At 58.5% G+C, this 16,178-nt stretch carries 17 protein-coding genes; 8 read left to right on the top strand and 9 right to left on the bottom strand.

The features are described from left to right. From RDL77_RS13025 to RDL77_RS13010, 4 genes are all read right to left on the bottom strand, one after another. Window positions 1–819, bottom strand: coding sequence for a sulfurtransferase/chromate resistance protein (locus RDL77_RS13025; protein WP_288193198.1), 819 nt, complete (start codon window positions 817–819; stop codon window positions 1–3). Window positions 820–981: 162 nt separating this feature from the next. Next, complete coding sequence (locus tag RDL77_RS13020) at window positions 982–2,301, bottom strand: MFS transporter (protein WP_288193196.1); 1,320 nt, start codon at window positions 2,299–2,301, stop codon at window positions 982–984. 13 nt (window positions 2,302–2,314) lie between these two features. Then, window positions 2,315–2,593: a metal-sensing transcriptional repressor gene (locus tag RDL77_RS13015; RefSeq protein ID WP_223613064.1), complete on the bottom strand. Its 279-nt coding sequence runs from the start codon at window positions 2,591–2,593 to the stop codon at window positions 2,315–2,317. A gap of 32 nt (window positions 2,594–2,625) precedes the next feature. Next, window positions 2,626–3,141, bottom strand: a complete 516-nt coding sequence (locus RDL77_RS13010; RefSeq protein WP_223613063.1) for a hypothetical protein — start codon at window positions 3,139–3,141, stop codon at window positions 2,626–2,628. A gap of 134 nt (window positions 3,142–3,275) precedes the next feature. Between RDL77_RS13010 and RDL77_RS13005 the strand changes: the two genes are divergently transcribed. After that, complete coding sequence (locus RDL77_RS13005) at window positions 3,276–4,205, top strand: LysR family transcriptional regulator (protein WP_288193195.1); 930 nt, start codon at window positions 3,276–3,278, stop codon at window positions 4,203–4,205. Window positions 4,206–4,283: 78 nt separating this feature from the next. On the opposite strand, the gene RDL77_RS13000 is transcribed toward RDL77_RS13005, so the two are convergent. After that, on the bottom strand, window positions 4,284–5,075 hold the full coding sequence (locus RDL77_RS13000; RefSeq protein WP_288193194.1) for a pentapeptide repeat-containing protein: 792 nt from the start codon (window positions 5,073–5,075) through the stop codon (window positions 4,284–4,286). A 52-nt stretch (window positions 5,076–5,127) separates the two neighbouring features. Between RDL77_RS13000 and RDL77_RS12995 the strand changes: the two genes are divergently transcribed. Further along, window positions 5,128–5,601, top strand: a complete 474-nt coding sequence (locus RDL77_RS12995; protein WP_288193193.1) for a VOC family protein — start codon at window positions 5,128–5,130, stop codon at window positions 5,599–5,601. A gap of 96 nt (window positions 5,602–5,697) precedes the next feature. Here the strand turns inward: RDL77_RS12995 and RDL77_RS12990 are convergent, their stop codons facing one another. Both RDL77_RS12990 and RDL77_RS12985 read right to left on the bottom strand, forming a co-directional pair. Then, complete coding sequence (locus RDL77_RS12990) at window positions 5,698–5,859, bottom strand: hypothetical protein (RefSeq protein WP_288193191.1); 162 nt, start codon at window positions 5,857–5,859, stop codon at window positions 5,698–5,700. 59 nt (window positions 5,860–5,918) lie between these two features. Continuing rightward, window positions 5,919–6,557, bottom strand: coding sequence for a hypothetical protein (locus tag RDL77_RS12985; RefSeq protein ID WP_288193190.1), 639 nt, complete (start codon window positions 6,555–6,557; stop codon window positions 5,919–5,921). A gap of 216 nt (window positions 6,558–6,773) precedes the next feature. Between RDL77_RS12985 and RDL77_RS12980 the strand changes: the two genes are divergently transcribed. The 5 genes from RDL77_RS12980 (at window position 6,774) to RDL77_RS12960 (ending at window position 13,047) form a co-directional block, all read left to right on the top strand. After that, the gene (locus RDL77_RS12980) at window positions 6,774–7,499 is read left to right on the top strand and encodes a response regulator (RefSeq protein WP_288193189.1); all 726 of its coding nucleotides are present in this window, start codon (window positions 6,774–6,776) and stop codon (window positions 7,497–7,499) included. Continuing rightward, window positions 7,496–8,755, top strand: coding sequence for an ATP-binding protein (locus RDL77_RS12975; RefSeq protein WP_288193188.1), 1,260 nt, complete (start codon window positions 7,496–7,498; stop codon window positions 8,753–8,755). The genes RDL77_RS12980 and RDL77_RS12975 overlap by 4 nt, the downstream gene beginning before the upstream one ends. 283 nt (window positions 8,756–9,038) lie before the next feature. Then, window positions 9,039–9,596: an invasion associated locus B family protein gene (locus RDL77_RS12970; RefSeq protein WP_288193187.1), complete on the top strand. Its 558-nt coding sequence runs from the start codon at window positions 9,039–9,041 to the stop codon at window positions 9,594–9,596. Between the two features lie 212 nt (window positions 9,597–9,808). Continuing rightward, window positions 9,809–12,187 (top strand): outer membrane protein assembly factor BamA, encoded by a 2,379-nt coding sequence (bamA, locus tag RDL77_RS12965; protein ID WP_288193186.1) that lies wholly within the window; start codon window positions 9,809–9,811, stop codon window positions 12,185–12,187. Between the two features lie 119 nt (window positions 12,188–12,306). Beyond that, a complete protein-coding gene (locus tag RDL77_RS12960; RefSeq protein WP_223613053.1) occupies window positions 12,307–13,047 on the top strand; it encodes a polysaccharide deacetylase family protein in 741 nt (246 codons plus the stop codon). Here RDL77_RS12960 and RDL77_RS12955 read toward each other — a convergent pair. After that, window positions 13,032–14,423, bottom strand: a complete 1,392-nt coding sequence (locus RDL77_RS12955; protein ID WP_288193185.1) for a HAMP domain-containing sensor histidine kinase — start codon at window positions 14,421–14,423, stop codon at window positions 13,032–13,034. The two genes, RDL77_RS12960 and RDL77_RS12955, sit on opposite strands and share 16 nt — an antisense overlap. Next, complete coding sequence (locus tag RDL77_RS12950) at window positions 14,410–15,093, bottom strand: response regulator transcription factor (protein ID WP_288193183.1); 684 nt, start codon at window positions 15,091–15,093, stop codon at window positions 14,410–14,412. Before RDL77_RS12950 ends, RDL77_RS12955 begins: the two co-directional genes overlap by 14 nt. A 131-nt stretch (window positions 15,094–15,224) precedes the next feature. Here RDL77_RS12950 and RDL77_RS12945 point away from each other — a divergent pair, with 131 nt between their 5' ends. Next, window positions 15,225–15,926 (top strand): response regulator transcription factor, encoded by a 702-nt coding sequence (locus RDL77_RS12945; RefSeq protein ID WP_223613050.1) that lies wholly within the window; start codon window positions 15,225–15,227, stop codon window positions 15,924–15,926. Window positions 15,927–16,178: the final 252 nt, after the last annotated feature.

The raw sequence follows: 16,178 nt of genomic DNA, 5'->3' as shown, positions 1-16,178 counted from the left end.
TCACGCTCCCGGCCTTCTGTTGGGCCAGTTATGTGTTTCGTCGGTGGCATCCCGGCACCATCGGTAAAACGCGTCGTAGAGTATCATGCCGGCTTCAAGCTGCTCCAGATCGTCGGAGTACATGCGCGACAGACCAAGTGATGCTGCCAGCAGCCCCGGTGCTTCCGGTGCAAGATCGGGACGGGCCGTATCGGCACCCCGCACAATGGCCGCCAGCCGCGACAGCGGCTCGGCGTTCAATCCGAATTCTTCGAGCATGACATCGAAGGTGCACAGCGCGCCACGATGGCTCCAGAAGACATTCTCGATGTCGAAGGGTGCCGCGTTGAATCGGTCGGCAACCGCTTCCACTTCCGCGGGCGTGACAAACAGGAAGACTGCATCCGGATCAACGAAACGCCGGATCAGCCAAGGACAGGCAATCCTGTCCACCTTCGGCCGTGCCCGTGTCACCCATGCCGTCCGTCCCTTCGGGTCGAGAGCAGGCAATTTTGCCACGGGAACGAGAGGAAGCCCGGCATTGCTCCAGGCTTCATGGCCGCCGACCAGATTTTCCGCGGCGACACCATGATACCGCAACAGGGCGGCGGTGCCCTCGCTCAGTTTCTTGCCCTGCTGGCAGATGATGATTGACCGTTTGCCCTCAAGCTCATTTGCCCAGGTGCCGACGTTCCCATGGGATCGCCGGCGCGCGCCGGGGATCAATCGCGGGTCAAGGTCAAAGTCCTCATCGATCCGCACGTCAATGAGAACCGGGCTGCCGGGTGTTCCGATCAGCCGTGCCAATTTATCGTGTGTAATAGTTGTGGTCGAAGACATGTCGCGTCCTTCCGTCAAATCGGGTTTATTGGACGCGATACTTGGGCTGACGCCTCGTGGGGAGATCGCAATCCCCATGCACATTAAATTGGCACGAACCGGAATTATGTCAAGCATAACCGAGCGGACATATGTTTCGGGGATATGTACTCCGTGGCAAGTTCAGAAATCACGCGGCCACACGTCATGATAGCGGTCAATAACAAAGGCATGTGCATGTTTGGAACCCCTTCTGCCGGTTCCCTCCTCCCAGTGCGGATGATCATGCGCAAGACCAGCATGACTGTGCTCAACGACATCGGGATCGCCCGCAGGCCAAACCAGGGCGGCTAACAGGAGAGAGAAGCCAGCGACGCCTGCCAGTACGACGAACGTGAACGAAAGCCCGAATTCCGCTCCAAGCCATCCTGCCAGGGGATAAGTGATCAACCAGCACGCGTGGGAAAGGGCAAACTGCGCTGCAAACAGTGCCGGCCTGTCTTCGGCGTGTGCGGAGCGCCTGAGCAGGCGGCCCGATGGTGTCTGCGCAACCGAATAGCCAAGACCGAGCAAAAACCACAACACCAATAGTGGCACAAATGATGGCGTCACCACACCGGCAAGCAGGCCGGCGAACAAGAAGACAACACCTGCCAGCATCGCCCTGCGATCCGCAACTGTCTCAAGCAGACGAGGCAGAAGAAGCGCGGCAAGCATGGAACCACCGCCAAAGGCTGCAAGCGCCAGTGCAGTCGACCGCTGTGTCAGACCAAACTCGGATTGGATGATGACGACTGTGTTGACAGTGACCATCGCCCCGGCAGCAGCAACACCCAGATTAATGGCGAGCAGTCCACGCAAGCGTGGTGTTGCCAGGTAAATGCGCATCCCGCGTGTTGTACGGTCATAGATGCCACGCCGTTCGGATGGTTTCGGGCTGGGCAGCGTGACGGAGACAACAAGTGCAGCCGAAAACAGAAACCCGATAACCGTGCCGGCAAACAGGCTATGGAAACTGATGACCGTCAGAAGCGCCGCCGCCAGCATCGGACTGACAAGACTTTCCATGTCATAGGCGAGCCGCGACAGCGAGAGTGCCCGTGTGTAGTCCTTCTCTTCGGGCAGAACATCGGGGATCGTTGCCTGAAATGTCGGCGTGAAGGCGGCCGATGCCGACTGAAGCACGAAAATCAGCACATAGACCTGCCAAATCTCGCTGACAAACGGCAAGGCTATCGCAACGGCGGCGCGGACCAGGTCAAGACTGACAAGCATGGCACGTCTTGGCAACCGCTCGGCAAACGCGGCAGCAATCGGCGCAACCCCCACATAGGCAATCATCTTGATGGCCAGGGCGGTACCAAGAACGGCGCCCGCGTCTTTTCCAGCAAGGTCATAAGCGAGTAGTCCGAGGGCAACCGTCGCCAGCCCCGTACCGATAAGGGCAATGACCTGTGCCGCGAACAAATGGCGGTATGTCCGGTTATAGAGAACGAAAAGCATCGTCGATCACGCCTTACAGATATTTGGTGATGGTCTTGAACTCATCAATCGAACCGCGCTGTTCAGCCGAAATCGAACTGACGGCATCTTCCAGACAATGATCGATGTGGTCCTGAATCAGTGTCTTTTTGGCCTGGCTGATGGCCCTTTCGACAGCATGCAACTGCTGGGCGATGTCGACACAGGCTCGGCCCGTCTCGATCATCTCGATGACCTTCTTCAAATGGCCATCCGCCCGCTTCAGGCGAAGAGCTATTTCTCTGTGGTGGGAATGCTTTTGATCGATGTTCATCAGGCATCCATATCCCCCCTGGGGGGATATGGTCAAGTGCGGGGCTCAGGATATCCAACGACGTTGAGCTGAGAACGCATCAGCAAATACAGTGCGGCGACGTGTGTGATCATCAGCAGGGGGACATAGATGATCGGAATCCAGTACGCGCCGGCCAACTGCCCCGCGAGCGCGGGAAGACCGAGCTGGATGCCGTGATAATAGTCAATGAGGATGTCGGCCGCCCCCACCAGATTGAATGCAACGACAAACAGCTGGAAAAGCGGGCGCGTCCTGACGCTGAGAAGAGCCAGCATGGCCAACAGGCCGGTGGCAAAGTCGCCATAGGCGGCGACTGTTGCGAAGTCGGAGGGCAGATTGGGGCCAACAACGCCCGGAATCATGAAGACGAGACCGAAGAAGCGAAAACTGTGCAGCGTGGCGATGGCGCGTTGCGCCTCGGCCTGGTCCATGGACTTGAGCCTGGGCCAGACATATGCGCCAAAGCAAAGCAGCCACGGGATGTAACCGAGAACCAGATGCACATTGAAGATGAATGCCGGGGACATTTTGGGTTCCTATCCATTCTGCCGGATGTCAGGTGACATGGCGGCCATGACCGGCCGCTGCGTGATGCCCTGACTTGCATACCGGTATAGGACTGCTTCCCGCGATCGACTATTCGCGATAATGTTGATGGGTTATGAAACAGAACTTCACAGTCAGGCAGGGCGCACTCGACGGCGTCGAGGCGTTCCTGAGCGTCGCGCAGCACCGCAATTTCCGCAAGGCGGCTGCGGATCTTGCGGTGACGCCGTCTGCGATCAGCCAGGCGGTACGCACGCTTGAGTCGCGTCTTGGCGCAGCACTCTTCATCCGCACGACGCGCAGTGTCGGCTTGACCGAAGTCGGCGAACGGTTCCTTTCGCGCGCAAAACCGGCCTTCGAGGAGCTTGTCGCGGCAAGCGAGATTGCACGCGACCTTGGGCGGCGGCCGGCCGGATTGCTGCGGCTTGCGGCCCCCCGGGCCGTGGTGCCGATCCTGCTGGAGCCGCTGATTGCTTCCTTCTGCCAAGCCTATCCCGATGTCGAGGTGGAGATCGCCACGGGCGCGGAGCTGGTCGACATCGCTGCGGAGGGATTCGACGCCGGCATCCGGCTCGGCCAGTTCATCCAGGCCGATATGATCGCGGTGCAGCTGACGCCATCGCTCCCGCTGGCCGTGGTCGGCAGCCCCGACTATCTGTACCGGCGGGGACGGCCGGAGCGCATCGACGATCTGCGCCATCAGGCCTGCATACGCATGCGCCGCTCGAACGGTTCGATCGCTCCCTGGTCCTTTGTCAGCGGCAACGAGCCGGTCGACGTCATGGTTTCCGGACCTTTTATCGCCAACGACATGCCAACGGTGCTCGGTGCGGCGGTGGAAGGATTGGGGCTCGCGCAGGTGCCCGGGCCCGTCGCCTCCAGCGCGGTGAAAGCCGGCAAACTCATCGGGGTGCTCGAACAGTTCGCGCCGATGATGCCGGGTGTCTATCTCTACTATCCCAGCCGTCATCAAATGCTGCCGAAACTGCGCGCTTTCATCGATCACGTGAAGAGCCGCCAGGGTGCCGGCAACAAGCCGCAGTGACAGGGACGACAAGCCCAACACACGAGATGACAGTGCTGACATGGGGGCCGGTTTCCCGAGGAAGCGGCAATCCCGGTGTCAGTTGAGCGTCAGGATGCCAATCGACACCAGAATATTCTCGTGCTGGTCGCGGCTCACCACCATTGCCTTGTAGGAAAACATCGACGCGAGGTCGATCTCATCAAAAGTTGCATTTGCGAGAACCGCATTGTCGAGCGTGGCCCCCGACAGATCGATATTGTTGATGCTGGAACCGATAAAACTTGTTCGGGTCAGATTGCTTCCAGCGAGGGAGACATCGCGGAGATCGCAATGTTCAAACCTGCTCTCCTCGTAGTTTCCAGGTACAAAAACCGCATATTGCATTTTGCAATCGGAAAAGCGCACGCCCCCGGTCAGTATCCGTTTGCCGACCTCTCGATGGACCCCAATTTCCAATGACATGCCGCTGGCTGCGCATTCCATGCACTCGAGGAGATATGCATCGCATTTATCGAGTTTGTTCAGGCTTAAATTGCTGCGTGAAAATTTGGCCTCGGTCAGATTGCAAAACGACCATTGGGATCCTGTTTGTTTGACCTCATCGTAGAATGAACAGTTTTGAAATTCGGCCTCGCGAAATGAACAATGAACAAAACGGCAATTGATAAATTCGGACGAATGGATTTTACTCAGGTCGAAATTGCAATTCTTGAAGTGACAATTGCGGAATTGCGCTTCTACGATGTGATATTCACTCACGTCATCGCCATTGAAGCTCAGATTTTCGATTAAACCGGCTGATTGCAACGCGGTCTCTAAAGCTTCATTGGTCATTTTATTCGCGCCCTTGGCTCCGCGTTGCGAAATCTGCTTCTCTTTTATGCGCATGGAAGGCTCAAACAAGACGGAAAACTTAGTTCCACAGCGAAAGGATCACGCAATGGCAAAGAATACGATTTGTCTCTGGTTCGATAAGGATGCCGAGGAAGCCGCCCGCTTCTACGCCGGGGTCTTTCCTGACAGCGCGGTGCGTGCCGTGTTTCGTTCACCCAGCGACTACCCATCCGGCAAACAGGGTGACGTGTTGACGGTCGATTTCACGGTTGCCGGCATTCCTTGTCTCGGTCTCAACGGGGGCCCTGTGTTCAAGCATAACGAAGCCTTCTCGTTCCAGATCGCCACCGACGATCAGGAGGAGACCGATCGCTACTGGAATGCCATCGTTGGCAATGGCGGCGAGGAAAGCGCCTGCGGCTGGTGCAAAGACAAGTGGGGGATTTCCTGGCAGATTACGCCGCGCGTGCTGACCGACGCGCTGGTGGCTGGCGGCAGCGAAGCAAAGCGCGCGTTCGATGCAATGATGGGCATGAGGAAAATCGACGTCGCGGCGATCGAGGCAGCGCGGCGTGGTTGACGCTGCAACGCGACCGCCAGGGACGCCTATGTCCTGGCGCCGCTTTGCCGTCATCCGCTTGCCACCACGCCAAACAGTATCCTGCACCAGACCAGATTAAAGCGTCCTGGCTTTGGATGTCCCGGTGCCGAGCTCCGCATCCGCACGCTTGCTGCGGATGCGCACGACACCCAGTCCCAGCCTGACATACGGCGCACACGCCGCTTTGAGAAACGCAATCGCCAGACTGCAAGCCGTTAAAACCAGATTAGCGTCCATCTGTGCCGCCCATTTGCAAACCATCCTATGAAAATAGGGCGCTGCCCCGGGAAAACGGTTCATGGCGCCCGCGGCGGCACACGATGCGGCGCCCAGGGGTATTTCCGCTCGGAATCGAGAAACATCGCCTGCTGATCCGGCGTCAACACCTCAAGCAATGCCGTTCTGGCTTGCTTGAACGTTTGCGCTTTCGCACCACGCTCTATCGCAAGGTCCGCCATGCGATCCGCCGTCAATGGTGGCCTTTCATGCGGCTTGCCGGGTTCGTCTCTTGGTTTTTCCGGCGAGGATTCAGTGCCGGGACCAGATGGTGACCGATCGACAAACGCCAGGAGCGTCGACGTATAGCGTCTCCAGGCATCCAGTTGCGCACTCTGGATGCCGACCATGGTCTCCTGGGCCGACAGCCAGCTTGCCAGGGGAAAGGCGCCATCCTTCGGCGGCCCCACATGCCGCTCGCGATTATGCTGAGGGGCAGCGGACTTGTCTGCCGGCTCCCCGCCGCACGCGTTCTCGCCGTTGTAATCGTCATCGTCACCGAGAATGGACCGGGCGAGCTGGGTGAAGGATATGCGGGCAACGGCTTTATCCGGGATCACATTGTCCGGACGAGCCATCGGGCCCGCCCCGCTCGAGCCCGTTGAAAGGCCAAGTACCATCGCTGCGGCCAATCCCGCAGTCAGAACCGTATGTGTCATTCGTCACCTCGCATCAGGGAAAGTCTTGCTGCTGGAACATGAAACGTGCGGACGTCGGAAATCCGTCTCAATCATTTCGGAAACTTGCTCGCGGCCATATTTTTGTAACCGAACGTAAACGGGCGCATACCCGGCAATGTTTCGTTACAAAATTGTTCTGCCGGGCCTTTGGAAAAACCGTTAGGAACGGCGATGCGATTAGAAATGCGTTGAGCGATGCAGACTGCAGCCCATATCATGGTCGTCGATGACGACGCCGAAATCCGTTCGCTTCTCGGGCGCTATCTGAGGGAGCAGGGTTTCCGTGTCTCAGTGGCCGCCAACCGGCGCGAGTTCGATGCGCTCTTCGCCGAGCGCAACCCGGACCTGCTTGTGCTCGATGTCCTTTTGCCTGATGGGTCCGGTCTCGATATCTGCCGGGTCATGCGCAGCCAGAGGCAGCAGGTTCCGATCATCCTGCTGACCGCGCTCAAGGAAGACGTCGATCGGATCATCGGCCTCGAAATCGGTGCCGATGATTACATGAGCAAACCATTCAACCCGCGTGAGCTGACCGCCCGGATCAAGGCAGTGCTGCGCCGGTCAAACGGTGACAAGCCGGCTGCGGAAGAAATCAGCACGTTCGAATTTGCCGGCTTTGTCGTCGAGCCGCGATTGCGCCGGGTGCTCGGTCCGTCGGATGGTGCGGTCGATCTGACCGGCGCGGAATTCGACCTCTTGAAGGTTTTCCTGGAAAGAGCGGGAAAGCTGCTGTCCCGCGACCTGCTGCTTGATCTGACACAGGGGCGTGACCGCGATCCGCTCGACCGGTCCATCGATGTCCTGATGAGCCGCCTGCGCAAGAAACTCGGCGACTGCGAGCAGCATCCCTTGTTCAAGACCGTGCGCAACGGCGGTTATCAATTGACTGTTCCCGTCAAACGCACTGCCGCCGAACCATGAACTCCCTGCGCAACCGGATCGCCCTTCTGCTGTTTCTGGCGATTGTCACCGTGGTGCTTCTGGCCACGCTGACAGCCGTGACCGTGCTGCGCGGGCCGCCGCCCGAAGCCGTGTTGTCGCCGGTCATCCAGAAGATCAGTCCCGTCATCCGCATGATCGAGGCAAATCCGGCCAGCGCTGCGTCGCAGGAATTTGCAATACAACCCATGCAGGCCCCCGGCTTTGACGACAGGCGGTTGTCCGGCATGTTCATGCGCGAGCTTGCCCAAGCCGGGCTTACCCGGACAGTCATCGTCACCCGCAATGCCGGGCAGCAGGGCCTTGCCGCTTCGGTCAGGCTGCGGACGGGCATGTGGCTGGTTGTCGATGTTCCGGATATGACACCGCGCATGTGGTGGATACTGACGGCATGGATAACCCTCATCACCCTGGGCAGCACCGCCGTATCCATCTTTGCCGCATCGAAAATCACCAAGCCGCTCCTGCTCCTGGACAATGCGGTGACGGCGGTCAGCGCCGACGGGACCCTGCCCCATGTTCCGGAGACCGGTTCGCAGGAAGTCCGCGCCACGGCACAGACGATCAACCGGCTGTCGGAGAGGCTGAAAACCGCCACGGAAAGCCGCATGAGGCTGATTGCGGCGGCCGGTCACGACATGCGGACCCCGATGACCCGCATGCGGCTGCGCGCCGAATTCCTGCCGGATGATCCCGACCGCCAGAAATGGCTGAATGACCTGGAAGAACTCAGCAATATCGCCGACAGCGCGATCAGTCTTGTTCGCGAGGAAACAGTCCGGGATACATTCGCAAGCACGCGGCTCGATCTCACCCTGCGGGAGATAGCCGACGAACTTTCCGGTCTGGACATGAAGGTGAATGTCCAGAACCTTGTGCCGCTGTCGATTGCGGCGAGCCCGCTGGCGCTGAAGCGGGCCTTGCGCAATCTCATCATCAATGGCGCAACCCATGGCAATGGTGCTGCCATCGCCATGGAACAGCGGCAGCAAGCGGCTGTGATCACCATCAGCGACAATGGGCCCGGAATTCCGTCCGAACTCCTGGACAAGGTGTTTGAACCATTTTTCCGTGCGGACCGTTCGCGGCGCAAGACCGTGCTTGGCGCCGGTCTCGGGCTGGCAATCGCCAAGGAGATCATCGAGCGTTTCGGCGGTACGGTCACCATTGCCAATCGCGAACCGTCTGGCCTTCTCCAGACCATCCTGTTCACCGTCGAAACGCGTCCGCAAGCTTAGGTTGGCCGGCGGCACGGGAAACACTGGTTAACGAAACCGCGACGGCCAGAAATCTTCTGAAACCGGCGGAACGCATTCTCAACATCGTATCCTGCAACTTTTGACCGACAGGCCACCGTTGGACCGACAGGGTCCAGCCGTTGCCCGTACAGGTTAAACGGGCCGCTCGAATGCGGCGCAAAGCGATTTGCGGAACGCCATGACGCCAGATCATCCATGCCGGAACAGTGCGAGATTCATACGCGGCGCCTGCCTCGTCTTCGCCCTTGCCGGACTGTTGCCAATGTCCGCTCAAGCGGGTGTCGACAACAAACCCCTGCTTGATCAGGTGCTTAGCGAGCGCAGGCAGGCATCGGGACCCAGACAGGCCCACGCGAGCCGGCAGGATCCGCTTACCGTCAAGTTGTTGTCGCCGTCGCAGGAGGAAACATTCCAGAACTGGTCGCTGCTTTGCCAGGCAATGGAGGCCGGGAATGATTGTTTCCTGTCGCAGACCCTTGTGGACAATCGGGTACCCGACGGCAAAATACTGTTGCAGATCAACGGCATTGATGAAAACGGCGTGCGCGGACATGTGATGCTGCCATCCGGTTTCCTGCTGCAGGAAGGCATCACCATCCGCATTGGCGCAGCATCCCTGCAATTTCCCCTGATGTCGTGCATACCGGAGGGGTGCGTTGCCGATATCCGTTTCAACCAGCAGCAATTGGCGCTGCTGCAAACCAGCACGCAGGTCGACATCGCGATCATACTCAGGTCCGGCGAAGCCATGCATTTCCCGTTCGCACTGCAGGGGTTTCAATCGGCATTCCAGAAGATGAGCGCGGCCATCCGTCCATAGGACCTTCGCTGCACCGCGCCAGAACTGCTTCCGGTGCGGCCTGCCCACCAGCAATGTTCGATTACAAAACGGCCGCCCGTAGCAAAAGTTCGAGACAATACGGACTGATTTTGGACATCGCCCGCAGGGAATGTCGAGCCCAACGCGCGCATCCGGTTGCCGCGATTTTTGAGTGCCCTTCCCGGAATGACAAGACAGAGTTTGGATAGTTGATGGCGGCAAGTTCAAAATTCACTGGTGCAGCGTCGGCGCTCGCCATTTCAGCGGTTCTGATAAATTCGGTAGCGATGATTGCGGCGGTCGCGGGGACGACGGCGGCGCAGGCGGCAACCGTCAGCCGCATCGACGTGCGCGGGAATGCCCAGGTGGATGCCCAAACGGTCAAGGACAATCTCGGCATCACGCCGGGCAAGCCATTCTCCAGCACCGATATCGATGCGGCAACCAAACGGCTGTTCAATACCGGCCTGTTCAGCGATGTGCGCATCACCCAGTCCGGCGGTGCACTGATTGTGACGGTGTCTGAACACCAGATTGTCAATCAGGTCATTTTTCAGGGCAACAAGAAAATCAAGGATACGCAGCTTGCCCAAGCGGTAAAGCTGAAGCCGCGCAGCCCGTTTGATCAGCAGACGCTCGATGCCGACACCGAGGCTGTCCGCGCCGCCTATCACAATATCGGCCGCAATGACGCGACGGTCAGTTCGCGCCTCATGAATCTGGATGGCGGCCGCGTCAACGTTGTCTTCGACATCAACGAAGGCGACCGTACCAAGATCGCCAACATCGTGTTTGTCGGCAACCGCGCTTTCAACACGCGCCGGCTGCGCGATTTGATGACGACACGCCGATCCAATTTCCTGTCCTGGCTGACGCGCAACGACGTCTACAGCGAAGAGCGCATGCGGGCGGATGAAGAAATCCTGCAGCGGTTCTACTACGAGCACGGCTATGCGGATTTCCGCGTGATTTCATCGACGGCCAATCTCGATGCGGCAACCAATGAATATACGATCACCGTTACGGTCGACGAAGGCGAGAAGTACACGTTCGGCGGTGTCGAGATCCAGAGTTCGGTCGACGGTGTCGATACATCGAAACTTGGCGGTTTGGTACACACAGCGCAGGGTACGACCTACAACGCTAGGGAAGTCGAGGATTCCGTCAGCAAGCTGTCGGAGCAGGTTGCCGGCCAAGGATATGCCTTTGCCAAGATCGACCCTCGCGGTGACCGCAACTTCGAGAACCATACGATTTCGGTCGTCTACAACATCGACCAGGGTCCGCGCGCCTATCTCGAACGCATTGAAATCCGCGGTAACGCGAAAACCCGGGATTACGTCATCCGCCGTGAATTCGATGTGAGCGAAGGCGACGCGTTCAATCAGGTTCTGATCCAGCGCGCCAAGAAGCGCCTGGAGCGGCTCGACTTTTTCCAGAGCGTCAACATCTCGACGACACCCGGTTCGCAGCCCGATCAGGTCGTGCTCATCGTCGATGTCGTCGAGAAATCATCCGGCGATTTTTCGATCGGCGGCGGCTACACCACCAGCGGGGATCAGTCCGGTCCCTCAGTTGAAGGCTCGATTACCGAGAAGAACTTTCTCGGGCGCGGTCAGTATCTGCGTCTGTCGGCTGGCACAACGCTCTTCAACAGCCAGAATTATCAATCCTATGCCCTGTCCTTCACCGAGCCCTATTTCCTCGGCCAGCGCATTTCAGCCGGCTTTGATATCTACAAGCGGCAATCGGGTGTAACCGACAAATATCTGACGGACACAACGGGCGGATCGATCCGGTTCGGCCTGCCGATCAGCACGGATCTCACCGCCGGCGTGGCATACAACCTGTCGCAGCAGAAAATAACGATTGACGATGCGGCCCTGACCGCAAGCGGCGTTCCTGACCCGACACTGGTGTCACAAGCCTATATCGATGCAGCCAGTCAGGGAACGTGGATCAAGTCGTCGGTCAGCTGGTCACTTGTCTACAACACCATCGATGATGGAAAAAACCCGCACGACGGCCTCTACGCGAAATTCGAACAGGAGGCGGCCGGGCTTGGCGGCGATGCCAGCTTTCTCAAAACCACCTTCAAAAGCAGCTTCTACAAGACGCTGTCGGCACAGCAGGATATTGTCGGTCTGGTTCGCGTCGGCGGCGGTTACATCAAGGAGCTCGGCAACAACGGGCTGAGCGTCTTTGACACGTTCCAGAGCAGCAGCGACATGATCCGCGGCTTCAGCTATGCCGGAATCGGCCCCCGCGACTCCCGCGTTACCGATGCGGACGGCAGCTTCGTCGGCGGCACGACCTACGTCAATGCAACCGCCGAAACCCAATTCCCCGTGCCTTTGATACCCGAAAGCGTTGGAATCAGGGGCGCTGTCTTTTCCGATGTCGCCACCTTGTTCGGCAGTGACAATGCCTACGCCACCAACACGGACATGCAATGGCGCGCTTCCGTTGGCGCCGGCATCATGTGGGCATCGCCATTCGGTCCCCTCCGGTTTGACTACGCCATTCCCGTGCTGAAAGTCGATGGAGACCAGGTGCAGAACTTCAGCTTCAACATGTCGAGCAAGTTCTGACGGTTCGTTTGATATGCGCCGGTGTCTCGCTTGACAGTCTCCCGCCCCGCATGAAACAAATCCGTGTACCAATTGCTGAAAGCAATCACATTGTACTTTGTGCCGTTTCAGAGAAACCCATGCGGACCGTATTTCTGTGCCTGATCCTATGCATATTCTCGTCCGCTGCTTTCGCACAACGAACGATATACCTTACCTTCGATGATGGCCCGCTTGAGGGAACGTCGAACATCCTGGACGTCATTCAAGCGCAAAACGTTCCGGCCACGATGTTCATGGTGGGCTTGCATGCCGACGCGAGCAGCGAGCGGGCAGCATTGGTGACAAAGGCCAAGTCGATACCCTTCATCACGGTGGGCAACCACAGTTACACTCATGCGAACAATCACTACCGCCTTTTCTATTCCTCCGTTGAGGAGTTGCTGGCCGACCTGGCGCGTGCCAACACGTCGCTGGGGCTGACCGGCAACCCAATCCATGCGCGCCTGCCGGGACGCAACGTCTTCCGCCTTCCCGACCTGTCATCGGACGATTTATCGATTGGCAAGCCGGAAGACCGGCGTGAAGAACCGGACTTCGAATTTGTCGCGGCGAGCGGTTATTTTCTCTACGGTTGGGACCACGAATGGGTCCATGAGAACAGCGGCAAACCTGTCCAGACCGTCGATCATTTGCTCGGTGAAATCGACCATCTCTTCGGCTTCGGCAAACTGGCCCAGCCCAACAAGCTGATACTTCTGATGCATGACGAGATGTTTCAGGACACGTTCAACGGTGCGGACAATCTGAAAGCGCTGATTACAGGACTGAAGGCCCGGGGTTATACCTTTGGCCGGATCAAGGATTATGACGCCGGCTGAACCTGCCCCGGCGTGCGCCCCTGCTCATGGCTGTTGAACTCCAGTATCACGTTGCAGCCGGTTTTCTGCTCCCCAAGGCTCAAGTCGATGCCATGCAGGCGCGCGATCGCCGCCACGAGGCTCAAGCCAAGCCCGTTGCCCGGTTCATGGCGGCTTCTTTCACCCCGGTGAAACCGCTGCAGCACCAGTTCCTTTTCCTGTGGAGGAATGCCGGGGCCGGTGTCTTCCACTGAAAGCCGTGGCCGCTTCAGATGTCCGTCGAGGGTGACTTTGACGGCACCGCCACGCGGCGTGAATTTGATGGCGTTGTCGACAAGATTGCCCACGGCTTCAAACAGCAGGCTTGGATCGCCGAGAATGCTGAGGGGAACCGTACCGAAATCAACTGACAGTTCGACCCCGCGCTCCTCGGCAAGCGGCTCGTACAGGTCCACCGCATCCGATACGACGGTTTTCATATCCACCGGCACAAACCCTGCCCGGCGCGCACCGTCTTCAATCTCCGAAATACGCAGGAGCGCGCTGAACGTCTTCAACATTGATTGCGTTTCCACAATCGCGCCATCGACATATTCGGCATAATCATCCGCAGTCACCGCCCTGCGGCGGGCGCGCTCAAGTCCTGCCAGCATGCGCGTCAGCGGGGTCCGCATATCGTGCGCGATATTGTCACAAACCCCTTTCACTTCGTGCATCAGCCGCTCGATCTCATCCAGCATCGAATTGACGACTTTCACCAGCCGGCGCACATCGCCGCTGCCACCCAAGGCGGGCAGCCGCTGTGTCAGATCTCCGCTCATGATGTTGCGGGTCGCGTCTGAAATCGTGTGGATCTGCCTGACGGAACCGGCACCGATAAACGTCGCACCGAGCAAGCCCAGGGCTGCCGTTACGGCAGCGCCCAGGATCATGGCGTTGGTAAGGACATCATTGAATTCGCGCAGCTCCCCGACATCCTGCGCAATGAGAAGTGTGTTGCCGGATGGCAATGACCTCATAACCCCGCGGAAATGCGCACGTTTGCCAGCCCTCAATGTCGCGAAATTGTGGGGATCTGGTTTGGTCTTATCCGCTGCAGGCAAAGTCATCGGGCTGCCTGCAAGAAGCACACCGCGCGGATCGAACAAGGAAATCGGGCGTTCCTTGACGGCGTTCACGGATTCCCGCGTCGCCAATCGCGACGTGATGGCCTGATCGTCAAGCGGGGAAAAGGTGTTGACCTCCCGCAGCAGCCACTCATCCGTGCGGTCTGTCAGAAAGTCGCGGGTTTCCCATGAAAGAAAGGCAAACAGCGCCCCTGACGCGACAGCGAAGAGAACCAGAAAAGCGATAGCCAGCCGGAAACTTGTTGTGTGTACGAGTTCAATCAGGCGCATCAAGCACATATCCCGAGCCGCGGACTGTTCTGATCACCGTCGCTGCTCCGGTGGCTTCGATCTTCTTGCGAAGCTTGCTGACATGGACGTCGATGACATTCGTCGGCTCGTCATAACGATAGTGCCAGACTTCTTCAAACAGCATTGTACGGGTCACGATCTGGCCCGCATGGCGCATCATGTATTCCAGCAACCGGTACTCTCGTGGCAGGAGATCGATGAGTTTTCCGGCCCGCTTCACGGTATGGGTCAGGAGATCGGCTTCCAGATCACCGGCGCGAAGCGACGTTTCCGGCATGGCAACCGACCGCCGCCGTGCCAGCACGTCGATGCGTGCCGTCAACTCCAGGAATTCGAACGGCTTGGTCAGGTAGTCATCGCCCCCTGCCTTCAATCCCCTGACCCGCTCGTCCACGGCGGAAAGCGCACTCAGGATCAGCACCGGCGTGTGGATGCCTGCAGCTCTCAGGGTCGACAGGACGCCCAGCCCATCCAGTTCTCCCGGCAGCATGCGGTCAAGAACGATGGGATCATATTTGCCCGTCACGGCTTCGAGCAGCCCCGCTCGGCCATCGGCTGCTATTTTGACAGCACAGCCATTGTCGATCAGCGCCGCTTCGATTTCGGACGCTGTCCGGACATCATCCTCGATTACAAGAATTGTCGACACGTCACCTCCATGAAAACGCCCAATTGAGATTGAATCTGAGAGGCGGGCCTTTGCTATACACCATAATTGGTGCGACCCTGATGCGACTTCGCCAAAACATTAAATGCATTTTATAAATGGAAACGTCATCCATGCGAATACTGATCGTCGAAGATGACAAAAAGACGGCGCGCTTCCTGACGCGCGGCCTGAACGAAAGCGGCCACGTGGCCGATCATGCTGCGGGCGGCGAACTCGGGCTGACCCTTGCAATGGAGGGGATTTACGACGTGGCCATTATCGACCGCATCCTTCCGGGCCTGGACGGACTGGCCGTCGTTGCGGAACTGCGCCGGCTGAAGATCAACCTGCCAGTGCTGATGCTCAGCGGCATCGCCACCGCCAAGGACAGGATTGAGGGATTGCGCAGCGGTTGTGATGACTATCTCGGCAAGCCCTACGCATTTTCGGAAATTCTTGCCCGCGTCCAGGCATTGCAGCGACGAAACGACCGGACCGCTGGGGCCGATATACTGAGCGTTGGAGATTTGACGCTGGACGTGAAGAAGCGGCAGGCCGCGCGCGCCGGTTCCCCCATTGACCTGCAGAACCGCGAATTTCTTCTTCTGCGTACGCTCATGCAGCATGCCAATGCGGTCGTCACCCGGTCCATGCTGCTCGAGGCGGCGTGGGACTATGATTTCGAGCCGAAGGGCAACATCGTCGACATGCATATTCACCGGTTGCGGAAGAAGCTGAACGCCGGTTTCGAAGAGTCCATTCTGCATACCATCGCCGGTGCCGGATATCTCATCGGGCGGATGCCGGAAGACCGTACGCTCGGCGGCGATTGACCTCGCACGGTGCCCGGCGCGCACTTTCTAAAATACATTTCATGTTCGCGCGAAGTCGAGAGCATGACCAGGCATCCATTATCGGGGCAGCAGCAAAATTGATTGCCGCATTTTCTTGCCTCGGTGGTGCCAAAGATGGAATTAGACGCTGTTGTTTCTGTACAGAACCCCCGCCGGTTCTGGCCTATCGGGCACGTTGGCCGAAAACGATCCCATGGGCCGTCTTGTGTTCCTCACGCGGCACACTCGCTA

The organism is uncultured Phyllobacterium sp. (genome assembly GCF_902479695.1).
Classification (GTDB): Bacteria; Pseudomonadota; Alphaproteobacteria; order Rhizobiales; family Rhizobiaceae; genus Phyllobacterium; species Phyllobacterium calauticae.
The sequence above is the reverse complement of the archived record's forward strand: the minus strand, read 5'-3'. Positions and strand labels throughout refer to the sequence as shown.